Below are 16,678 nucleotides of genomic sequence, written 5' to 3'. Positions count from 1 at the left end.
GCAGCCCGGAACAGAACACAACCCACGCGATGAACCCCCTCGTCGCCTCCCGGAAAGGAAAACAACAATGCCGCTTTCTGAAACACACCTGATGATCCAGGACGTTGCCCGGCGCTTTGCCGACCAGACCATCCGCCCGCTGGCCGAGCGCCTGGACCACGAAGAAAGCTTCCCCGCGCCGCTGTACCGGCAGATGGGCGAGCTCGGCCTGTTCGGCATCACCGTGCCCGAAGCCTTCGGCGGCGCCGGCCTGGACACCCTCGCCTATGCCCTGGTGATGGAAGAGCTGTCGCGCGGCTACGCCTCGGTCGCCGACCAGTGCGGCCTGCTGGAGCTGATCGGCACCCTGCTCGCGGTGCACGGCACCGCCGAGCAGCGCCAGCGCTATCTGCCGCCCTTGCTGCGCGCCGAGAAGCACCCGGCCTACTGCATCACCGAAGCCGAGGCCGGCTCCGATGTGTCGGGCATCCGCACCAGCGCCGTGCGCACCGAAACCGGCTGGCTGCTCAACGGCTCGAAGCTGTGGATTCACAACGCCCCGGTGGCCGACCTGGCGTTCGTCCTGGCGCGCACCGACCCTGCCGCCGGCAAGCGCGGCATGAGCATCTTCATCGTCGACTGCCACCTGGCGGGTGTGACCAAGGGCCCCAAGGAGCACAAGATGGGCCAGCGCGCCTCGCAGGTCGGCGGGCTGAACTTCGACAACGTCGAGCTGCCAGCCGATGCCCTGCTGGGCGTCGAGGGCCGTGGCTTCCACATCATGATGAGCGCCCTGGACAAGGGCCGTGTCGGCATCGCCTCGCTGGCCGTGGGCATCGCCCAGGCAGGGCTTGAGGCGGCGCTGGAATACGTGCCCCAGCGCAAGCAGTTCGGCAAGCCGATCGCCGACAACCAGGGCGTGCAATGGATGCTCGCCGACATGGCCAAGGACATCCGTGCCGCCCGCCTGCTGGTGCGCGACGCCGCCGAGCGCCTGGACCGCGCCGACAACGCCACCATCGCCTGCTCCATGGCCAAGTGCTTCGCCGCCGACATCGCCGTGGCGCAGACCGCCAATGCCGTGCAGCTGTTCGGCGGCAGCGGCTTCATCCGCGGCTTCGAGGTCGAGCGCCTGTACCGCGACGCCAAGATCACCCAGATCTACGAAGGCACCAACCAGATCCAGCGCACGATCATCGCCCGTGAGCTGCTCAACCAGGGAGCACGCGCATGACCACCCGCCCCGTTGCCTTGGTCACCGGCGCCCGCGCCGGCATTGGCCGGGCCATCGCCCTGGGCCTGGCGCAAGCCGGGTTCGACCTGGCCCTGGTCGACCTGCAGGCCGATGCCGCCCTGCAGGAGACGGCCGAACTGGCCAGCCGCCACGGCGCCCGCGCCGTGGCCCTGGCAGCAGACATCGCCGCCATCGACGGCCATGACGCCTTGCTCGATGCCGCCGAACAGGCGCTTGGCGCGCTGAGCTGCCTGGTCAACAACGCCGGCGTCTCGGTGCTGTCGCGCGGCGACCTGCTGGAGGTGACGCCGCAGAGCTACGACCGCTGCCAGCAGGTCAACACCCGCGGCACCTTCTTCCTGACCCAGGCCTTCGCCCGCCGCCTGGTGCGGCGCGAGGCCGGCCAGGCCCTGCGCAGCATCATCACCATCACCTCATCCAACGCCCAGGCGGTGTCGGTGCTGCGCGGCGAGTACGGCATTTCCAAGGCCGCTCTGTCGATGGCCTCGCGGCTGTTCGCGGTGCGCCTGGCCGAGGCCGGCATCGGCGTCTACGAGGTGCAGCCCGGGCTGATCGCCACCGAGATGACCGCCCCCTCCAAGGCCCGTTACGACGCCGAGATCGAACGTGGCCTGACCGCCATCAAGCGCTGGGGCCAGCCCGAAGATGTCGCCCGGGTGGTGGTCAGCATGGCCACCGGCGCCCTGCCCTACACCGTCGGCCACGCCGTGCCGGTGGACGGCGGCCTGCTGCTTCCCAAATTCTGACTGGAGTGACACGCATGTCCTTGAGCATCAACCTGCCCAGCGCCCAGGCCGGCCACCCGCTGCAGCGCTACACCCTGGTTGGCGAGCCGCTGCTGCCGCCGGCCAGCCCCCTGCCCGCCAACCGCATCGCCCTCTCGGCGGCCCATGTCGTCGCCGACCCGTTCAGCGCCAGCGCCCCCGGTGGCAAGGCGGCGATCGACTGGCGGCGGACGATGGATTACCGCCGCTACCTGCTGCAGCAAGGCCTGGGCATCGCCGAGGCGATGGACACCGCGCAACGCGGCATGGGCCTGGACTGGCCGACCGCGCTGGAGCTGATCGAGCGCACCCTGAGCGAAACCCGCGACATCCGCCATGCGGTGATCTTCTCCGGTTGCGGCACCGACCAGTTGCCAGCGGACCAGGCCCGCGACCTCGATGACGTGGTGCGTGCCTATGCCCAGCAGCGCGACGCCATCGCCAAGCTCGGCGGCCGCATGATCCTGATGGCCAGCCGCGCCCTGGCGCGGGTGGCGAAGACCCCGTTCGACTACCGCCTGGTGTACCGCAAGGTGCTGGCCGAGGCCGACCAGCCGGTGATCCTGCACTGGCTGGGCGAGATGTTCGACCCCGCGCTGCAGGGCTACTGGGGCGCCGAGCGCTTCGAGCAGGCGCTGGACACCTGCCTGGAGGTGATCCACGAGAACGTGGGCAAGGTCGATGGCATCAAGATTTCCCTGCTCGACAAGGACAAGGAGATCCTCATGCGCCGTCGCCTGCCGGCCTCGGTGAAGATGTACACCGGCGACGACTTCAACTACCCGCAGCTGATCGCCGGCGACGCGCACGGCTACTCCCACGCGCTGCTGGGCATCTTCGACGCCATCGCCCCGGCCGCCGCCCACGCCCTGGCCGCGCTGGCCGAAGATGACCTGGCGCGCTACCAGCGGCTGCTCGAACCGACCCTGCCGCTGGCCCGGTTGATCTTCAGCAGCCCGACCCAGTACTACAAGACCGGCGTGGTGTTTCTGGCCTACCTCAACGGCCACCAGGAGCACTTCGTGATGCTCGGCGGGCACCAGGCCATGCGCCCGCTGCCGTACTTCTGCGAAATCTTCCGCCTGGCCGACCAGGCCGGCCTGCTCGCCGACCCGGTGCTGGCCGTTGCCCGCATGAAGCGCCTGCTGGCGCTCTACGGCGTCGACGCCTAGCCCCTTGCGCAACGCCGCGGCCTGCGGCGTTGCGCCCTCTGCCACCTGCCCACGGTGATTGCCCCATGAACGTTTCATCCCTGGCGCAGCGCCTCGACCGCTGCTCGATCAACACCGCCACCCTCGGCCACCGCCTGCCCCTCGGCCAAACCCTGGAGCTGATCGCCCGCGCCGGCTTCGGCCAGGTCGCGCCCTGGCGCCGCGACCTGCAAGGCCAGGACCTGAAACAGGTGCGCCGGCAGCTGCGCGACTGCGGGCTGACGGTCAATGCCTACTGCCGCTCCACCTACCTGCCGGCGGCCAGCCGAGAGGCCTTCGCCGCCGCCGTGGCCGACAACCGCAAAGCCCTCGAAGAAGCCGCCGAGCTGCAGGCCGAGTGTTTCATCATGGTGGTCGGCGGCCTGGCGCAAGGTTCACGCGACCTCGCCGATGCCCGCCAGCAGGTGAGCGAAGGTATCGGCTGGCTGCTGGAAGATGCCCGCCGGCACGGGGTGGCCCTGGCCCTGGAGCCGCTGCACCCGATGTATGCGGCCGACCGCTCGTGCCTGTCGACCCTGGAACAGGCCCTGGACCTGTGCGAGGCCCTTGAGCCGGGGGGCTTCCAGAGCCTGGGCGTGGCCATCGATGCCTACCACTGCTGGTGGGACCCCAAGCTTGCCCAGCAGGTGCAACGCGCCGGTCAGCAGCAGCGCATCCTCGGCCTGCACCTGTCCGACTGGCTGGTGCCGACCCGCGACCTGCTGCTCGACCGCGGCATGATGGGCGATGGCGTCATCGACCTGCGTGGGTTGCGCCAGGGGGTGGAAGCGGCCGGGTATCAGGGCGCTATCGAGGTGGAGATCTTCTCGCGTGACAACTGGTGGCAGCGCCCGGCCGAGGAGGTGCTGCGCACCTGTGCCGAGCGCCTGCAGCAAAACTGCTGATTGGGGGGGACGAAAGCCAATCCTGTGGGAAAGCATTAATCGTACCGTACCGTACCACGCAGTACGGTACGGATGGATGATCAGCCGAACAGCTTGGCCAGGCACCCCAGCTTCTTCTTGTACGACCGCCGCGCCTCCAGCGCTTCGTCCATGCTCACCGGCAAGAACCGCGCTTGCTGGTTGGGCTGCATCTGCCCCACCAGGTCCAGGTCGGCGCTGATCACCGTGCCGATCATGGCGTAGCCCCCACCCGACACCGCATCGCGGTGCAGGATGATCGGTTCGAGCCCTGCCGGCACCTGGATCGAGCCGATCGGGTAGCAGCTGTCGACGATGTTCGAAGGGTCCGAGCCCGCCCCGAACGGCTGCTCGCGGGGCTGGAAGCTCAACGCGCCCCCGCCCTTGTAGCGGTAGCCGATGCGGTCCGCCTCCGACCCCACGGTCCAGGCATCGGTGAAGAAGCTCTGCGCCGCGGCCTCGCTCAGGCGATGGAAATACAACCCCGGCACCACCCGCAACACCACCTCGCCACCCAGCGCCTGGCGCAGCGCCATGGGCAGGCTGGCCCCGGCGCGGGTCTTGCCGCTGGCCTGGCCAACCGGCAGCACGTCACCCGCCATCAGCTTGCGCCCCTGATGGCCGCCAAGGGCGCCCAGGGCGTAGGTCGAGCGACTGCCCAGCACTTCAGGCACATCGATGCCCCCGGCCACGGCCAGGTAAGCCCGCGCCCCTGCCGTGGGGAAGCCCAAACGCAGCACCTGCCCGGCCCGGACGGCAAAGGCGGTGTACGGGTGCTGCTCACGGCCATCGAGCAGCACCGGCATCTGTGCGCCACACACCGCCACCAGGGCATCGTGCTGGAACTCGAGCTCCGGCCCCACCAGCGCGCATTCGATGCCGGCAGCGCCCGCCGGGTTGCCGACCAGGTGGTTGGCCGCACGCAGCGCGTACTGGTCGAGCGCGCCCGAGGGTGGGATGCCCAGGTGATAGAAGCCTTCGCGGCCAAGGTCCTGCACCGAGGTGGCCAGGCCAGGTTTGAGTACCTTGATCATGCCAGCGCCTCCTGCAGCGTCTTGGGGTAACCGACGGGGTCGGCGAGAAATGCATCCAGGGAGAACTCCACCGGGCGGATGCGCAGGTCGAAGCGCCCGTCCTCGACGTCGGCCACGGCCTGGTCGTAGCTGCGCCGGTCGATGGGCTTGAACTGCACGATGTCGCCCGGGCGGAAGAACACCATGTGCTCCTTCAGGTAGGCCAGGCTCTGCTGCGGGTCGTAGATCGGCGCCGGGGTGACGCCGAACATCTGGTAGCCGCCGGCGCCACGCACCGAATAGATGCAGCCGAAACAGCCGCCATGGCCGAGGGTGAGCTTGGGCGTGTCGGTGCGCGGGCGCAGGTACTTGGGCACCTGCAACTGGCGCTGCTGCTCGACCATCTGGAACATGAACGGCAAGCCGGCGACGAAGCCGACCATCGACACGAACCACGGCGCCCCACTGTGCGCGGCAACGAACGCCTCGACGTCGGCCAGGCCGTTGATCCGCGCGGCGTATTCCAGGTCGGTGCTCTGCGGGTCCTGGTGGCGGTCACGAAAACGCATCAGGGTTTCATGGGTCCAGGGGTCGTTGTACAGCACCGGGATCTCGATGATGCGCGTGCTCAACGAGCGCTCCGCCACGGCCTCGGCCTCGGCGCCGCGCACCGCTTCGAGCAGCGCCTCGGGCGCGATGCGGTCGGGGTCGAAGCGGATCTGGAACGAGGCGTTGGCCAGGCACACGTCGAGCACGCCCTCCAGCGCCAGGCGCTCGACGGCGCGGGTCACCGCCAGCCCTTTGAAGAAGGCCTCCAGCGACATGCTCTCGCTGACCTCGGCGAACAGGTGCTCGTCGGCACCGAAGCTGTAGCGGATGGGGGTGGTGGCAAGCGGCTCGGCCATGTCTGCTCCTTTTCTTGGAATCTTTATCGGTAAGGCAGGCAAAAACAATGCGGTGCGGCAAATGGCGCTTAACGCGGGGCGCGCACCTGGATACCGGCGCCATCCAGGGCCGCGCGCGTGGCCTCGACCAGGCCCAGGGCGCCGGGCGTGTCGCTGTGCAGGCAGATGGAGTCGAACTCGATGGCCAGGTCCTGGCCTTCGACGGTGCGCACCACGCCTTCCTGGCAGGCGCGCAGCACGCGCTCGGCAACCCGCTGCGGCTCGTAGCCGCGCACGTTGCGGGTGAACACGATCGAGCCACTGAGGTCGTATTCGCGGTCGGCGTAGAACTCACGCACCACCGGCTGGCCAAGCGCCTGGGCGATCCGGCAGATCACCGAACCCGGCATGCAGTACAGCAGCAGCGTGGGCTCGATCACTTGCAGGTTTTCCACCAGCAGCCGCGCCGCCTCTTCATCACGGGCCAGGTGCATGTACAGCGCACCATGCGGCTTGATGTGCTGCAGGCTGACGCCCTGGGCGCGGGCGATTTCACGCAGCGCGCCGAGCTGGTAGAGCATGTCGTCGACCAGCTCCTGGGCCGGCGCGTTGATGTGCCGGCGGCCAAAGCCGACCAGGTCACGAAAGCCCGGGTGCGCCCCCACGGCTACGCCCAGCTCCTTGGCCCGCTCGACCGTGCGGCGCATGGTGCCAGGGTCGCCGGCGTGGAAGCCGGTGGCGACGTTGGCCGAGCTGATGAACGCCATCAGCTCGTTGTCGACGCCATCACCGATGGTCCACGGGCCGAAACCCTCACCCATGTCCGAATTGAAATCCACCGCCTGCATGCTGGTTCTCCTGGTGCTTGTGGCTGCATGCAGGCCACGTTAGATTCTCCCCACCCCCTTGGGAAGATCTATAAACAGATAGGGTGTCTTCTGAAAAACAGATACCCAGGAGCCGTCATCGTGTCACTGACCCTGCGCCAGGTTCGCTACTTCGTCGCCACCGCCGAGATTGGCCAGATCTCCCAGGCCGCGATCCACCTGAACATCTCCCAATCGGCGGTGACCACCGCGATCAAGGAGCTCGAAGCGATGCTCGGCGTGCTGCTGTTCCAGCGCTCGCCCCAGGGCATGAACCTGACCGATGCCGGCCGGCACTTTCTCAACCGCGCCTACGTGATCTTGCGCAGCGTCGACGATGCGCTGAACAGCCCCCTGCCCGACGTGCGCGCCAGCGGCCTGCTGCGCCTGGCGGCCAGCTACACGGTGATTGGCTACTTCCTGCCCCACCACCTGCAGCGCCTGGCGCACTGGCACCCGGATGTGTCGCTGGAGGTGCACGAACAGGAGCGCAGCGCCATCGAGCAAGGCCTGCTGGACGGGCGTTTCGACATGGCCGTGGTGCTCACCGCCAACCTCACCCACCCGGACATCGTCTCCGAAACCCTGTTCAACTCCGAGCGCCGCCTGTGGCTACCCGGCCATCACCCGCTGTGCGAGCGCTCGGCGGTGAGCCTTGCCGACGTGGCCTGCGAGCCGTACATCCTGCTCACGGTCGATGAAGCCGAGCAGAGCGCCATGCGCTACTGGGAGCAGGCCGGCCAGCGGCCCACGGTGCGGGTGCGCACCAGTTCGGTGGAGGCGGTGCGCAGCATGGTCGCCAACGGCAGCGGCGTGGCGATCCTTTCGGACCTGGTGCACCGGCCCTGGTCGCTGGAGGGCAAGCGCATCGAGACCGTGACCATCAGCGACCCGGTGACGCCGATGAGCGTGGGCCTGGCCTGGCACCGCGAACGCGCCTTCAGCCCGGCGATGCAGGCGCTGCGCAATTACTTCCATGATGCCTTCCTGGCGCCGCAGCAGCTTTCGGCGCGGCGCTGACCCCGTGACCCGTGGCAGCCGAGCCTTTAGACTTGGCGCTTTTTCACCCAAGAGAGCCCGCCCCATGCGCATCACCAGCCCTTCAGCCGCGACCGCCTGCGGCCTGGCGGCGATCCTGCTGTGGAGCACGGCCAGCGGCCTGATCCGCAGTGTCAGCGAACACTTCGGCCCCATCGGCGGCGCCGCGCTGATCTACACCCTCGGCGCCGCGCTGCTGCTGATGCTGCTCGGCCGCCCGCGCCTGCGCAACGCCTCGCGGCTGTACCTGGTCAGCGGCTCGGCGCTGTTCGTGGCCTACGAGATCTGCCTGTGCCTGGCACTGGGGTATGCCGTCAGCCGTACCCAGGCGATCCAGTTGGTGGTGGTCAATTACCTGTGGCCGAGCCTGACGGTGTTGCTGGCGATCTTCATGAACCGCCAGCCGGCGCGCTGGTTGATCGTGCCCGGCACCGCCATTGCCCTGCTGGGAATTCTCTGGGTGGTGAGCAGCGACGGGCTGTCGCTGGCCAGCATCGCCAGCAACATTGCGTCCAACCCCTTGAGCTACAGCCTGGCGGCGGCCTGTGCGGTGACCTTTGCCTTGTACTGCAACGTGACCCGGCGCTATGCCAATGGGCAGAGTCATGTGGCGCTGTTCTTTGTGCTGACGGCTGGGGTGCTGTGGGTGAAGTACCTGTTCAGCAGCGAGGCGCTGCCGGCTTTTTCGCTGGTGCACAGCCTGGAGCTGCTGGCGGCGGCGGTGGGTATGGCCGGGGGTTATGCGCTTTGGAACATCGGCATCTTGCGCGGCAACCTGACGTTGCTGGCGACGGCTTCGTATGCGGCGCCGGTGTTGTCATCGGCGTTTGCTGCGGCTTGGCTTGGGGCGCAGCTGGGGTTGCAGTTCTGGCAAGGGGCGGTGTTGGTGACGGTGGGGTCGTTGTTGTGTTGGCAGGCGACGCGGGGGTGAGGGGCTAGTCACGGCTTTTTTGCTGGCCGTGAGATCGAGCGCCGCCCGCGCGGCGCTTGATCTGAAGATATCCAAACACGCTTACCGTGCGATCCTAAAATGTTCGCTACTGTCGAGTCATTCATAGCGCCCCCTGAACCAGGGTAGATTTCCACATCAATCATCCCCACTCGACCCTCCTACTTTCACCCTCCCTCATTCCTATCTGTCGGTATTTTTAATTCTTCGACCAATGAACAATCAAATCAACCATATGCCCCAACAGACCTTCAAAAGTGTCAAATTCTTCATACACGTTATCAAAAGCGACTCTGTCGCGCACCTGATACTTACCTCGCACCAAGTCCAACACATACTCATCTAAGTCACTGCCTCCGAAAACCAAAAAATCATCCATGCAGCCCGATTCACGCCCAAGCCTATTCATTCCAAGAAAATCATGTCGCGCTAATTTTCCATCAGCTTTCGTGCGCGTGCGACTTGAATAAATAAAAACACCACACGCAACTAGGCCGTCGAAATTCTGGAGAAAATCCAAATACTCAGGAGGTAGCGCAGCGGCCATTTCGCCCCACACAGCATTGGTTAAATTTGCTATATCACTCATCGTTGCAGGCGGCCCCAGATATATTTCGCCTTCATTCAACCGAGCGCGCAAATCTGCAATTTTTGCGTAAGTTGCATTCTTAAAACCCATGCACTCAACACCCCCGACCCTATATCCTATCTTTGAGCCTTGCTTGAAGCCTCACTTGGCCCAGCGCTAGACAAGGGGAACAGTGTGAATCTCTAGCCATTTAATCTCTCACAACGTCATGCCTGCCTTGACCTCCAACTCAAGCTATGGATACAGCTCAACATCTGCATAATTCAGTCCGTAGCCTCGAAGAATAACCAGTGCTGTCTCAGACACAACGAGCCGACGATCCTGAGCTATGCCAAAGTCAGAGGAACCTACAACTCCATGTACCTTCAACCATAGGAAGTCAGGAAGCACGATCAATGGATGCATTATCTTGAATTCTTCAGTTTTCTTTACCGCTGCAACATCTAACGTGAAGCCTGTGAGTTGATGCTGCGTCAGCGCCCTAGCCAAACGCTGCGTAATCACAAAGCAGGGAAATGCCTCAAGCAATTCATCGCCCAACCATCCAGAAAACTCATATTCCAAGAAACTTACATAGGGTGGTGTAATTGCAGTGTCGATGACCGCCCCTTCACCCAATCCTCCAGCGACCTCAGGCTCTATAAAGTAGAACATTTAACACCACATATAGCTTGTTGCAGGAGCGATCCTGAAGCTTTCAACTTCCTTCCCCACCTCGCTCCAACCTCTCCTGTTCAAGCAGATACTGAAAAAAAAGTTCATAGCTATCCCACGCCTCAATAAAATTCGAAAAATCCACAACTTCCAACCCATCAATATCTAATGCATCACACCAAACAACCCCGGGACCCTGCGAGACATTTAGCAAAATCAAGCTCCCAGCAGGCTCCGCAAGTGCAACATATTTGCTATTTAACCCCACTGCACGACGTAATCTCAGCGTTTCGCTAACCACGTTAAATTCCTCATCACCGCTGGCAATAGAGAAATGGCTAATACCACCTAAAAGCCCACCACTATAAAACCTTGAAATTTCTTTAAAATCCGTGGGCAATGTCACATTCAGCTTCTTCTCAATTTCCAGCACCTCGCCAGGTGGGCAAGCTTCAACCCCATAGAACGACACATACTTTTCTTTCAGAATCGAATTTTCAACCATCATAACTCCCTCCTAACTCAATTATTCAACCGCCACTGCCAGTACTCGCGGCAATCGACGTCAAATTTTTTCCTGTCGATCTTAAGGTCAGGATGAGGTTTACTCCTTCCATACTGACTGTGCAAAACGTTCTGCCCATAACGCCCTACACCGTGATAACGAGTACTGGCCTCTACCAGCGGCCCAGGTGCTTTCTGCCCTAAGTGGTGAAGGGTTACGAAGCTTCCATCGGAAAGCTGTGGAGACAACCCTCTTTCAGCAGCTTCCCTGTTGGTCTTTCCAACGAACCGCTTATCCCCTCCCGATCGCACCTGCTGCCAATCTATATCTCTCCGCTGATAAACTTTATAAGTATAATCCGTACCTGCCGAGCGTGTCGCTCTCCATTCAACTGCCTGATTACTAAAATACTTCAGTTTGCGCTGATAGCTTCGCCCTTGCCCAGCATCCGCCTTTGACAAGACCTTTACGTTACTGAGATTAGAACCCAGCCCTTGAACCTTAAATTCATAGCGAGCTTCGAAGGCTTTCCCTCCCTTTGCCCCAATCCCCCCTCCAAGTAAGGTGCCTCCGAGGGCCATCAACTTCTGGCCATCAGATCCTTCACCATAAAGTTCTCCACCCGCCCAATGCCCCGCCATCCCTCCTACAATGCCGCCGGCCATACCTGCGACTACCAGTATTGGACTTGCCAGCACTAAGGCACTGGCAAGGCCGGTTGCCATCAAGGCGCGCTCTAGCACAACAGGCACTTCAGGTTCTATCTCATCCGTGGTCGCAGTTCCGCCGCCGATGCATACGTTTGCGGAACCCACGCAGATCTTCGCGTCGCATACGCTTCGGTCCCCCACGCGTGCAGCAGACTGACCGTTGATGTAAACCGAAGTACTTCCTTGAGCCACTCTCCCCATAGCGCCGGGATGATCATCACATTGAACAGTGTCCAAATGCGCCCTGGCCGCAGGACGGCCGTTTATATGGACGTTGTCCGATCCCGAAACAATCTGCCCGGTCTCCCTGCATGCAAATGACAGTCTGCCTATGAGCTGGCCAATGCCGGCACCTGTCGTAGCCCCCGCACCTACCATAGCTGCCAGCGCCGCCGCACCTATGCCGCCGGTTCCGACGATAGCGATACCGATAAGGGCTGCCCCCGCTCCGACCGCCAGCCCCGAGAGCAGGCCACCAAACGCACTAGAGTGCTCAATCGCATCCCCCTGCCTCGCTGCGGCACTCATGCCTCATTAGGCTTTTGTGGTGCCTCGTCTTGAACCGGGAGCGAGCGAAGCTCCAAGCTCTGAACCACAGCATCGAACGCACCCCGCTCTTCGGGCGTCATACCCTTCGGATGGTTACTGGTTCCCGTCAACTGAACGAGTAAAGGGCGATTGTGCTCATCGTGGTGCATAAACATGACCTGCACCTGATGAACTAGCTGGCCTTGTTGCCGCCACCGAAACTCGACGCAACGCGCATCAACTCCTGCCACCTGCGTCGGTGAAATAGGCTGTATCCACTGCACATGCGAAAGCGATTTTTTCAATTCACCCAGTAACTGCTGGGCGAGGGTTTCCAGATCATCTTCTGAATGCACAGGTGAGCGCCCGACCACTAATGAAAAAGGGCTCGGCCCTATGTCTGTCAGTGTAAAGACATGAAAAGTTTTATCTTTCAAATCCGAGGCCCGTACAAAACTGAATTCATTCGCCAAGAAACGCTGCGGCGCTGGTGGTTTCATCTCCTCTTGTGCGACGCGTTCGTTTTCGATGCGTTCCTGTTCCTCACGCCTTTCGAAAATCCGGTCGTAGATACTTTTGCGATACATAAAGACGGCTCCCTGCCCTTCACTCGGATTTATTGAGATTGATGATCGTGCTGCCATCCACATCCACCACCACGCCAGACAACTTGATGGTCCCGTCCTGGTTCATCACCAACTTGCTCTTCCCCACTTCGAGGGTGATGGACTGCGCGGCACTCAAGTTGATATGCCCCTGGTCGACAGTGACGAAGTAAGACCCTTCTTCCACCGCAATACTGGTTTCCAGCCTGATGGTTTGCGCCTGCTTGCCCGTTACTTTGATGGTGCGGTTGCCACCAACGATGAGCCTGTCGTCTGCCTCCACTTCCGTGTACAGGTCTCGTTCGGCGTGCAGGCTGACCTGTTCGGCGCCGGCCTTGTCTTCGAAGCGCAGAAAGTTGGCGGTACGGCCCGTGCCATTGATCGAGCGAGTGAGTATTCCGCTCTGGGTCTTGTTCGCCGGCAGTGGCCAGGGCGGCGGGTTGCCGATGTTGTAGACGCTGCCGATGACCAAAGGCCGGTCGGGGTTGCCCTCGAGGAACACCACCACCACTTCGTCACCCACCCGCGGTATCTGGATGCTGCCGAAGCCACCGCTGGCCCCGGCCTGTGCCACCCGCACCCAGCTGGAGCTGCCGGCGTTGTAATCACCCTGGCGGTCCCAGTGGAACTGCACCTTCACCCGCCCCAGTTCGTCGGTGAAGATTTCCTCGCCGGGCGGGCCGACGACGATGGCGGTCTGCGGGCCGTTGATGACCGGGCGGGCGGTGTTGGCCTGGGGGCGAAACGGGATCTTCTTGCGCACGCAGGTGAAGGTGTTGAAGTAGCTGGCCTGCTGCCCGGTGAGGTAGTTGTTGTGGCCTTCACAGGCCACGCTCAACAACAGGAATTCGCGCTCGTCCACCTGAGTGTCGGTATGGGCCGGGTGTTGCAGCAATTCGAAACTATGACCCGGGCGCATGGCGCGGCAGTTACTGGCGCCTTCAAACCATTTGGCGCGCACTTCCAGCGCCTCCAGGCGCGTGCGCAGCAAGGCCTCGCCGTCGTTGTAGGTGCCATGGGTGTATTGGCCAGGGTCGTACACCTCCAGGCATTGCACATCGCCTTGCTCGTTCACGCTGTTCATCATGACCGGCAGTAAGTTGCGCGGCTGGCGATAGTCGAAGGTCTGCAGGGCGAACTTGCCGGCCGCCAGCTGGCGATGGCCGCACCAGCGCGTGATGGCGTCGGCGGTTTCAGTCACCGAGTTTCGGTGACCGAATGTGCGGCTGCTCGGGCAGCTGCTCCGCCAAGCGCGAGGTGTCGCTGATAACCAGCACATGGCTCTGCGCGCTGTGCTCGAAGTGATAGAACATGCCCGCCTGCTCGAGCAGGCGGTGAATGAAGCTGAAGTCGCTTTCGCGGTATTGGGTGAGGTAGCTGTGACGCTTCTGCGGGCGGTACAGGCAGAAGCGGAAGCTGGCGTATTGCGGGTACAACGCAAATACCTCGCGCAGTACCTCCTCCACCGTGCAGTCCTGGAAGATACGCGTGTCGATGCGGTGCTCAAGCAGTGAAAGCCAAGGTTTGAGGGTTGCACTGTAGCGGTTCAGGGCACCATCGCTGCCCAGGCTGGCAAAGCGCGTGAGGTAGCCGTTGATGAACCGTGGCGCGGCATCGGCCAACTCGATCTCGATACTGACCTGCTGGCCGATCATCGACTTGAGCGGCAGCTGGGCATTGTCGCTGATCAGCATCAGCTCGTAGGCGAACGCCTGTGACATGCCGTCACTGCCGTTGAAGCGCTCCAGCAGCAACACCGCCGCCGGCTTTGCCGGGTGCAGGAACTTGAATAATCGACGGTGCTGGGGCGCCAGCCACTCGCCTGGGTCCATGCTCATCACGCTCTCCTTGGCACGCATTGGTTGCGAAGGAGGCGCAGGTTAGGGAGCGGGAAATGGGCTGACAATGAACGTGGTGTTTAGGGTGAAGGGTGGTTGCTGGGCATAGGCTACGGCTGAATTCACCATTTCCTACATGGCCTGCGATCGACGCGTGCCGGTACATGACCCGGCGTGGGGCTCGGTGCCGCTGCGGTGCGGGTTTCAGCCATGCACATGGCTATTCTGGCGTTGTGCTTTTATCGCGGATGACTCCGCGCTACCGGGCAGCGATGGAATTATCAGGCTACAAATTATCCTTTCCTGCCAAATGATTAGTTCAGTGTTGGTGTTGCCAGGGGCTAGTCACGGCTTTTTGGGTAGCCGTGAGATCGAGCGCCGCCCGCGCGGCGCATCGCGGATAAATCCGCTCCCACATTTGTTGCAACGTGCCACAGTCTGTCAGGCCATGGTTGTCCGCCTTTGGCGCCCGCCGAAAAATTCAGGCGAGCCCAGCGCCCCCCAAAAAAATCGCGTCGTACTCACAAGGCTGGCAACCATGGCCTATCAGGCATAGGCACGTTGCAACAAATGTGGGAGCGGATTTATCCGCGATGCGCCGCGCGGGCGGCGCTCGATCTCATGAACGACACACATCCAACGCCAAACCACCCTCCCCGCGCGGCGCTTGATCTGAAGATATCCAAACACGCTTACCGTGCGATCCTAAAATGTTCGCTACTGTCGAGTCATTCATAGCGCCCCCTGAACCAGGGTAGATTTCCACATCAATCATCCCCACTCGACCCTCCTACTTTCACCCTCCCTCATTCCTATCTGTCGGTATTTTTAATTCTTCGACCAATGAACAATCAAATCAACCATATGCCCCAACAGACCTTCAAAAGTGTCAAATTCTTCATACACGTTATCAAAAGCGACTCTGTCGCGCACCTGATACTTACCTCGCACCAAGTCCAACACATACTCATCTAAGTCACTGCCTCCGAAAACCAAAAAATCATCCATGCAGCCCGATTCACGCCCAAGCCTATTCATTCCAAGAAAATCATGTCGCGCTAATTTTCCATCAGCTTTCGTGCGCGTGCGACTTGAATAAATAAAAACACCACACGCAACTAGGCCGTCGAAATTCTGGAGAAAATCCAAATACTCAGGAGGTAGCGCAGCGGCCATTTCGCCCCACACAGCATTGGTTAAATTTGCTATATCACTCATCGTTGCAGGCGGCCCCAGATATATTTCGCCTTCATTCAACCGAGCGCGCAAATCTGCAATTTTTGCGTAAGTTGCATTCTTAAAACCCATGCACTCAACACCCCCGACCCTATATCCTATCTTTGAGCCTTGCTTGAAGCCTCACTTGGCCCAGCGCTAGACAAGGGGAACAGTGTGAATCTCTAGCCATTTAATCTCTCACAACGTCATGCCTGCCTTGACCTCCAACTCAAGCTATGGATACAGCTCAACATCTGCATAATTCAGTCCGTAGCCTCGAAGAATAACCAGTGCTGTCTCAGACACAACGAGCCGACGATCCTGAGCTATGCCAAAGTCAGAGGAACCTACAACTCCATGTACCTTCAACCATAGGAAGTCAGGAAGCACGATCAATGGATGCATTATCTTGAATTCTTCAGTTTTCTTTACCGCTGCAACATCTAACGTGAAGCCTGTGAGTTGATGCTGCGTCAGCGCCCTAGCCAAACGCTGCGTAATCACAAAGCAGGGAAATGCCTCAAGCAATTCATCGCCCAACCATCCAGAAAACTCATATTCCAAGAAACTTACATAGGGTGGTGTAATTGCAGTGTCGATGACCGCCCCTTCACCCAATCCTCCAGCGACCTCAGGCTCTATAAAGTAGAACATTTAACACCACATATAGCTTGTTGCAGGAGCGATCCTGAAGCTTTCAACTTCCTTCCCCACCTCGCTCCAACCTCTCCTGTTCAAGCAGATACTGAAAAAAAAGTTCATAGCTATCCCACGCCTCAATAAAATTCGAAAAATCCACAACTTCCAACCCATCAATATCTAATGCATCACACCAAACAACCCCGGGACCCTGCGAGACATTTAGCAAAATCAAGCTCCCAGCAGGCTCCGCAAGTGCAACATATTTGCTATTTAACCCCACTGCACGACGTAATCTCAGCGTTTCGCTAACCACGTTAAATTCCTCATCACCGCTGGCAATAGAGAAATGGCTAATACCACCTAAAAGCCCACCACTATAAAACCTTGAAATTTCTTTAAAATCCGTGGGCAATGTCACATTCAGCTTCTTCTCAATTTCCAGCACCTCGCCAGGTGGGCAAGCTTCAACCCCATAGAACGACACATACTTTTCTTTCAGAATCGAATTTTCAACCATCATAACTCCCT

17 protein-coding genes and 2 pseudogenes are annotated in these 16,678 nt (G+C 61.1%); 6 read left to right on the top strand and 13 right to left on the bottom strand.

Annotated elements, in window-relative coordinates; all coding sequences use genetic code 11:
• The first annotated feature begins 67 nt into the window (after positions 1–67).
• The 4 genes from L6D75_RS15165 (at position 68) to L6D75_RS15150 (ending at position 4,093) form a co-directional block, all read left to right on the top strand.
• Positions 68–1,213 (top strand): acyl-CoA dehydrogenase family protein, encoded by a 1,146-nt coding sequence (locus tag L6D75_RS15165; protein WP_176516543.1) that lies wholly within the window; start codon positions 68–70, stop codon positions 1,211–1,213.
• Entirely contained in the window at positions 1,210–1,980 is a 771-nt protein-coding gene (locus L6D75_RS15160) for a 3-ketoacyl-ACP reductase (protein ID WP_176516546.1), read from the top strand. Before L6D75_RS15165 ends, L6D75_RS15160 begins: the two co-directional genes overlap by 4 nt.
• Positions 1,981–1,994: 14 nt before the next feature.
• Positions 1,995–3,170: a dihydrodipicolinate synthase family protein gene (locus tag L6D75_RS15155; RefSeq protein WP_176516548.1), complete on the top strand. Its 1,176-nt coding sequence runs from the start codon at positions 1,995–1,997 to the stop codon at positions 3,168–3,170.
• A 65-nt stretch (positions 3,171–3,235) separates the two neighbouring features.
• Positions 3,236–4,093: a sugar phosphate isomerase/epimerase family protein gene (locus L6D75_RS15150; RefSeq protein ID WP_176516550.1), complete on the top strand. Its 858-nt coding sequence runs from the start codon at positions 3,236–3,238 to the stop codon at positions 4,091–4,093.
• A gap of 80 nt (positions 4,094–4,173) precedes the next feature.
• Here L6D75_RS15150 and L6D75_RS15145 read toward each other — a convergent pair whose 3' ends face one another.
• From L6D75_RS15145 to L6D75_RS15135, 3 genes are all read right to left on the bottom strand, one after another.
• A complete protein-coding gene (locus L6D75_RS15145) occupies positions 4,174–5,145 on the bottom strand; it encodes a 5-oxoprolinase subunit C family protein (protein ID WP_176516552.1) in 972 nt (323 codons plus the stop codon).
• Positions 5,142–6,029, bottom strand: a complete 888-nt coding sequence (locus L6D75_RS15140; protein WP_176516554.1) for a 5-oxoprolinase subunit B family protein — start codon at positions 6,027–6,029, stop codon at positions 5,142–5,144. The genes L6D75_RS15145 and L6D75_RS15140 overlap by 4 nt, the downstream gene beginning before the upstream one ends.
• 68 nt (positions 6,030–6,097) lie before the next feature.
• Positions 6,098–6,856, bottom strand: a complete 759-nt coding sequence (locus L6D75_RS15135) for a 5-oxoprolinase subunit PxpA (protein ID WP_176516556.1) — start codon at positions 6,854–6,856, stop codon at positions 6,098–6,100.
• A 120-nt stretch (positions 6,857–6,976) separates the two neighbouring features.
• Between L6D75_RS15135 and L6D75_RS15130 the strand changes: the two genes are divergently transcribed.
• Both L6D75_RS15130 and yddG read left to right on the top strand, forming a co-directional pair.
• Positions 6,977–7,894, top strand: coding sequence for a LysR family transcriptional regulator (locus L6D75_RS15130; protein WP_176516558.1), 918 nt, complete (start codon positions 6,977–6,979; stop codon positions 7,892–7,894).
• Positions 7,895–7,958: 64 nt separating this feature from the next.
• Positions 7,959–8,843, top strand: coding sequence for an aromatic amino acid DMT transporter YddG (yddG, locus tag L6D75_RS15125; protein WP_176516560.1), 885 nt, complete (start codon positions 7,959–7,961; stop codon positions 8,841–8,843).
• A gap of 217 nt (positions 8,844–9,060) precedes the next feature.
• Here yddG and L6D75_RS15120 read toward each other — a convergent pair whose 3' ends face one another.
• The 10 genes and pseudogenes from L6D75_RS15120 to L6D75_RS15075 form a co-directional block, all read right to left on the bottom strand.
• On the bottom strand, positions 9,061–9,540 hold the full coding sequence (locus tag L6D75_RS15120) for a YrhA family protein (RefSeq protein WP_176517992.1): 480 nt from the start codon (positions 9,538–9,540) through the stop codon (positions 9,061–9,063).
• A gap of 144 nt (positions 9,541–9,684) precedes the next feature.
• The gene (locus L6D75_RS15115) at positions 9,685–10,104 is read right to left on the bottom strand and encodes a hypothetical protein (protein WP_176517993.1); all 420 of its coding nucleotides are present in this window, start codon (positions 10,102–10,104) and stop codon (positions 9,685–9,687) included.
• A gap of 43 nt (positions 10,105–10,147) precedes the next feature.
• Positions 10,148–10,612, bottom strand: coding sequence for an SMI1/KNR4 family protein (locus L6D75_RS15110; RefSeq protein WP_236193670.1), 465 nt, complete (start codon positions 10,610–10,612; stop codon positions 10,148–10,150).
• 14 nt (positions 10,613–10,626) lie between these two features.
• Positions 10,627–11,334, bottom strand: a complete 708-nt coding sequence (locus L6D75_RS15105) for an HNH/ENDO VII family nuclease (protein WP_236193675.1) — start codon at positions 11,332–11,334, stop codon at positions 10,627–10,629.
• Between the two features lie 63 nt (positions 11,335–11,397).
• Positions 11,398–11,697: pseudogene (locus L6D75_RS15100) on the bottom strand (PAAR domain-containing protein); the annotation flags it as partial.
• A 146-nt stretch (positions 11,698–11,843) separates the two neighbouring features.
• On the bottom strand, positions 11,844–12,434 hold the full coding sequence (locus L6D75_RS15095) for a DcrB-related protein (protein WP_176517995.1): 591 nt from the start codon (positions 12,432–12,434) through the stop codon (positions 11,844–11,846).
• Between the two features lie 175 nt (positions 12,435–12,609).
• Positions 12,610–14,146 (bottom strand): annotated as a pseudogene (gene tssI / locus L6D75_RS15090) (type VI secretion system tip protein TssI/VgrG); the annotation flags it as partial.
• Positions 14,147–15,118: 972 nt separating this feature from the next.
• Complete coding sequence (locus L6D75_RS15085; protein WP_176517992.1) at positions 15,119–15,598, bottom strand: YrhA family protein; 480 nt, start codon at positions 15,596–15,598, stop codon at positions 15,119–15,121.
• Positions 15,599–15,742: 144 nt separating this feature from the next.
• Positions 15,743–16,162, bottom strand: a complete 420-nt coding sequence (locus tag L6D75_RS15080; protein ID WP_176517993.1) for a hypothetical protein — start codon at positions 16,160–16,162, stop codon at positions 15,743–15,745.
• A 43-nt stretch (positions 16,163–16,205) separates the two neighbouring features.
• A complete protein-coding gene (locus tag L6D75_RS15075) occupies positions 16,206–16,670 on the bottom strand; it encodes an SMI1/KNR4 family protein (RefSeq protein ID WP_236193670.1) in 465 nt (154 codons plus the stop codon).
• Positions 16,671–16,678: the final 8 nt, after the last annotated feature.

It is taken from the genome of Pseudomonas faucium (genome assembly GCF_021602585.1).
In the GTDB taxonomy this organism is placed as follows: Bacteria; Pseudomonadota; Gammaproteobacteria; order Pseudomonadales; family Pseudomonadaceae; genus Aquipseudomonas; species Aquipseudomonas faucium.
This window is presented reverse-complemented; position numbering and strand designations above follow the sequence as displayed.

Bases quoted from the DNA above. Each gene is read 5' to 3' on its own strand.
- L6D75_RS15160 (WP_176516546.1), top strand. From the start codon at position 1,210: ATGACCACCCGCCCCGTTGCCTTGGTCACCGGCGCCCGCGCCGGCATT.
- L6D75_RS15155 (WP_176516548.1), top strand. From the start codon at position 1,995: ATGTCCTTGAGCATCAACCTGCCCAGCGCCCAGGCCGGCCACCCGCTG.
- L6D75_RS15105 (WP_236193675.1), bottom strand. From the start codon at position 11,334: ATGGCAACCGGCCTTGCCAGTGCCTTAGTGCTGGCAAGTCCAATACTG.
- L6D75_RS15080 (WP_176517993.1), bottom strand. From the start codon at position 16,162: ATGTTCTACTTTATAGAGCCTGAGGTCGCTGGAGGATTGGGTGAAGGG.
- L6D75_RS15150 (WP_176516550.1), top strand. From the start codon at position 3,236: ATGAACGTTTCATCCCTGGCGCAGCGCCTCGACCGCTGCTCGATCAAC.
- L6D75_RS15115 (WP_176517993.1), bottom strand. From the start codon at position 10,104: ATGTTCTACTTTATAGAGCCTGAGGTCGCTGGAGGATTGGGTGAAGGG.
- L6D75_RS15095 (WP_176517995.1), bottom strand. From the start codon at position 12,434: ATGTATCGCAAAAGTATCTACGACCGGATTTTCGAAAGGCGTGAGGAA.
- L6D75_RS15145 (WP_176516552.1), bottom strand. From the start codon at position 5,145: ATGATCAAGGTACTCAAACCTGGCCTGGCCACCTCGGTGCAGGACCTT.
- L6D75_RS15135 (WP_176516556.1), bottom strand. From the start codon at position 6,856: ATGCAGGCGGTGGATTTCAATTCGGACATGGGTGAGGGTTTCGGCCCG.
- L6D75_RS15165 (WP_176516543.1), top strand. From the start codon at position 68: ATGCCGCTTTCTGAAACACACCTGATGATCCAGGACGTTGCCCGGCGC.
- L6D75_RS15110 (WP_236193670.1), bottom strand. From the start codon at position 10,612: ATGATGGTTGAAAATTCGATTCTGAAAGAAAAGTATGTGTCGTTCTAT.
- L6D75_RS15085 (WP_176517992.1), bottom strand. From the start codon at position 15,598: ATGGGTTTTAAGAATGCAACTTACGCAAAAATTGCAGATTTGCGCGCT.
- L6D75_RS15075 (WP_236193670.1), bottom strand. From the start codon at position 16,670: ATGATGGTTGAAAATTCGATTCTGAAAGAAAAGTATGTGTCGTTCTAT.
- yddG (WP_176516560.1), top strand. From the start codon at position 7,959: ATGCGCATCACCAGCCCTTCAGCCGCGACCGCCTGCGGCCTGGCGGCG.
- L6D75_RS15120 (WP_176517992.1), bottom strand. From the start codon at position 9,540: ATGGGTTTTAAGAATGCAACTTACGCAAAAATTGCAGATTTGCGCGCT.
- L6D75_RS15140 (WP_176516554.1), bottom strand. From the start codon at position 6,029: ATGGCCGAGCCGCTTGCCACCACCCCCATCCGCTACAGCTTCGGTGCC.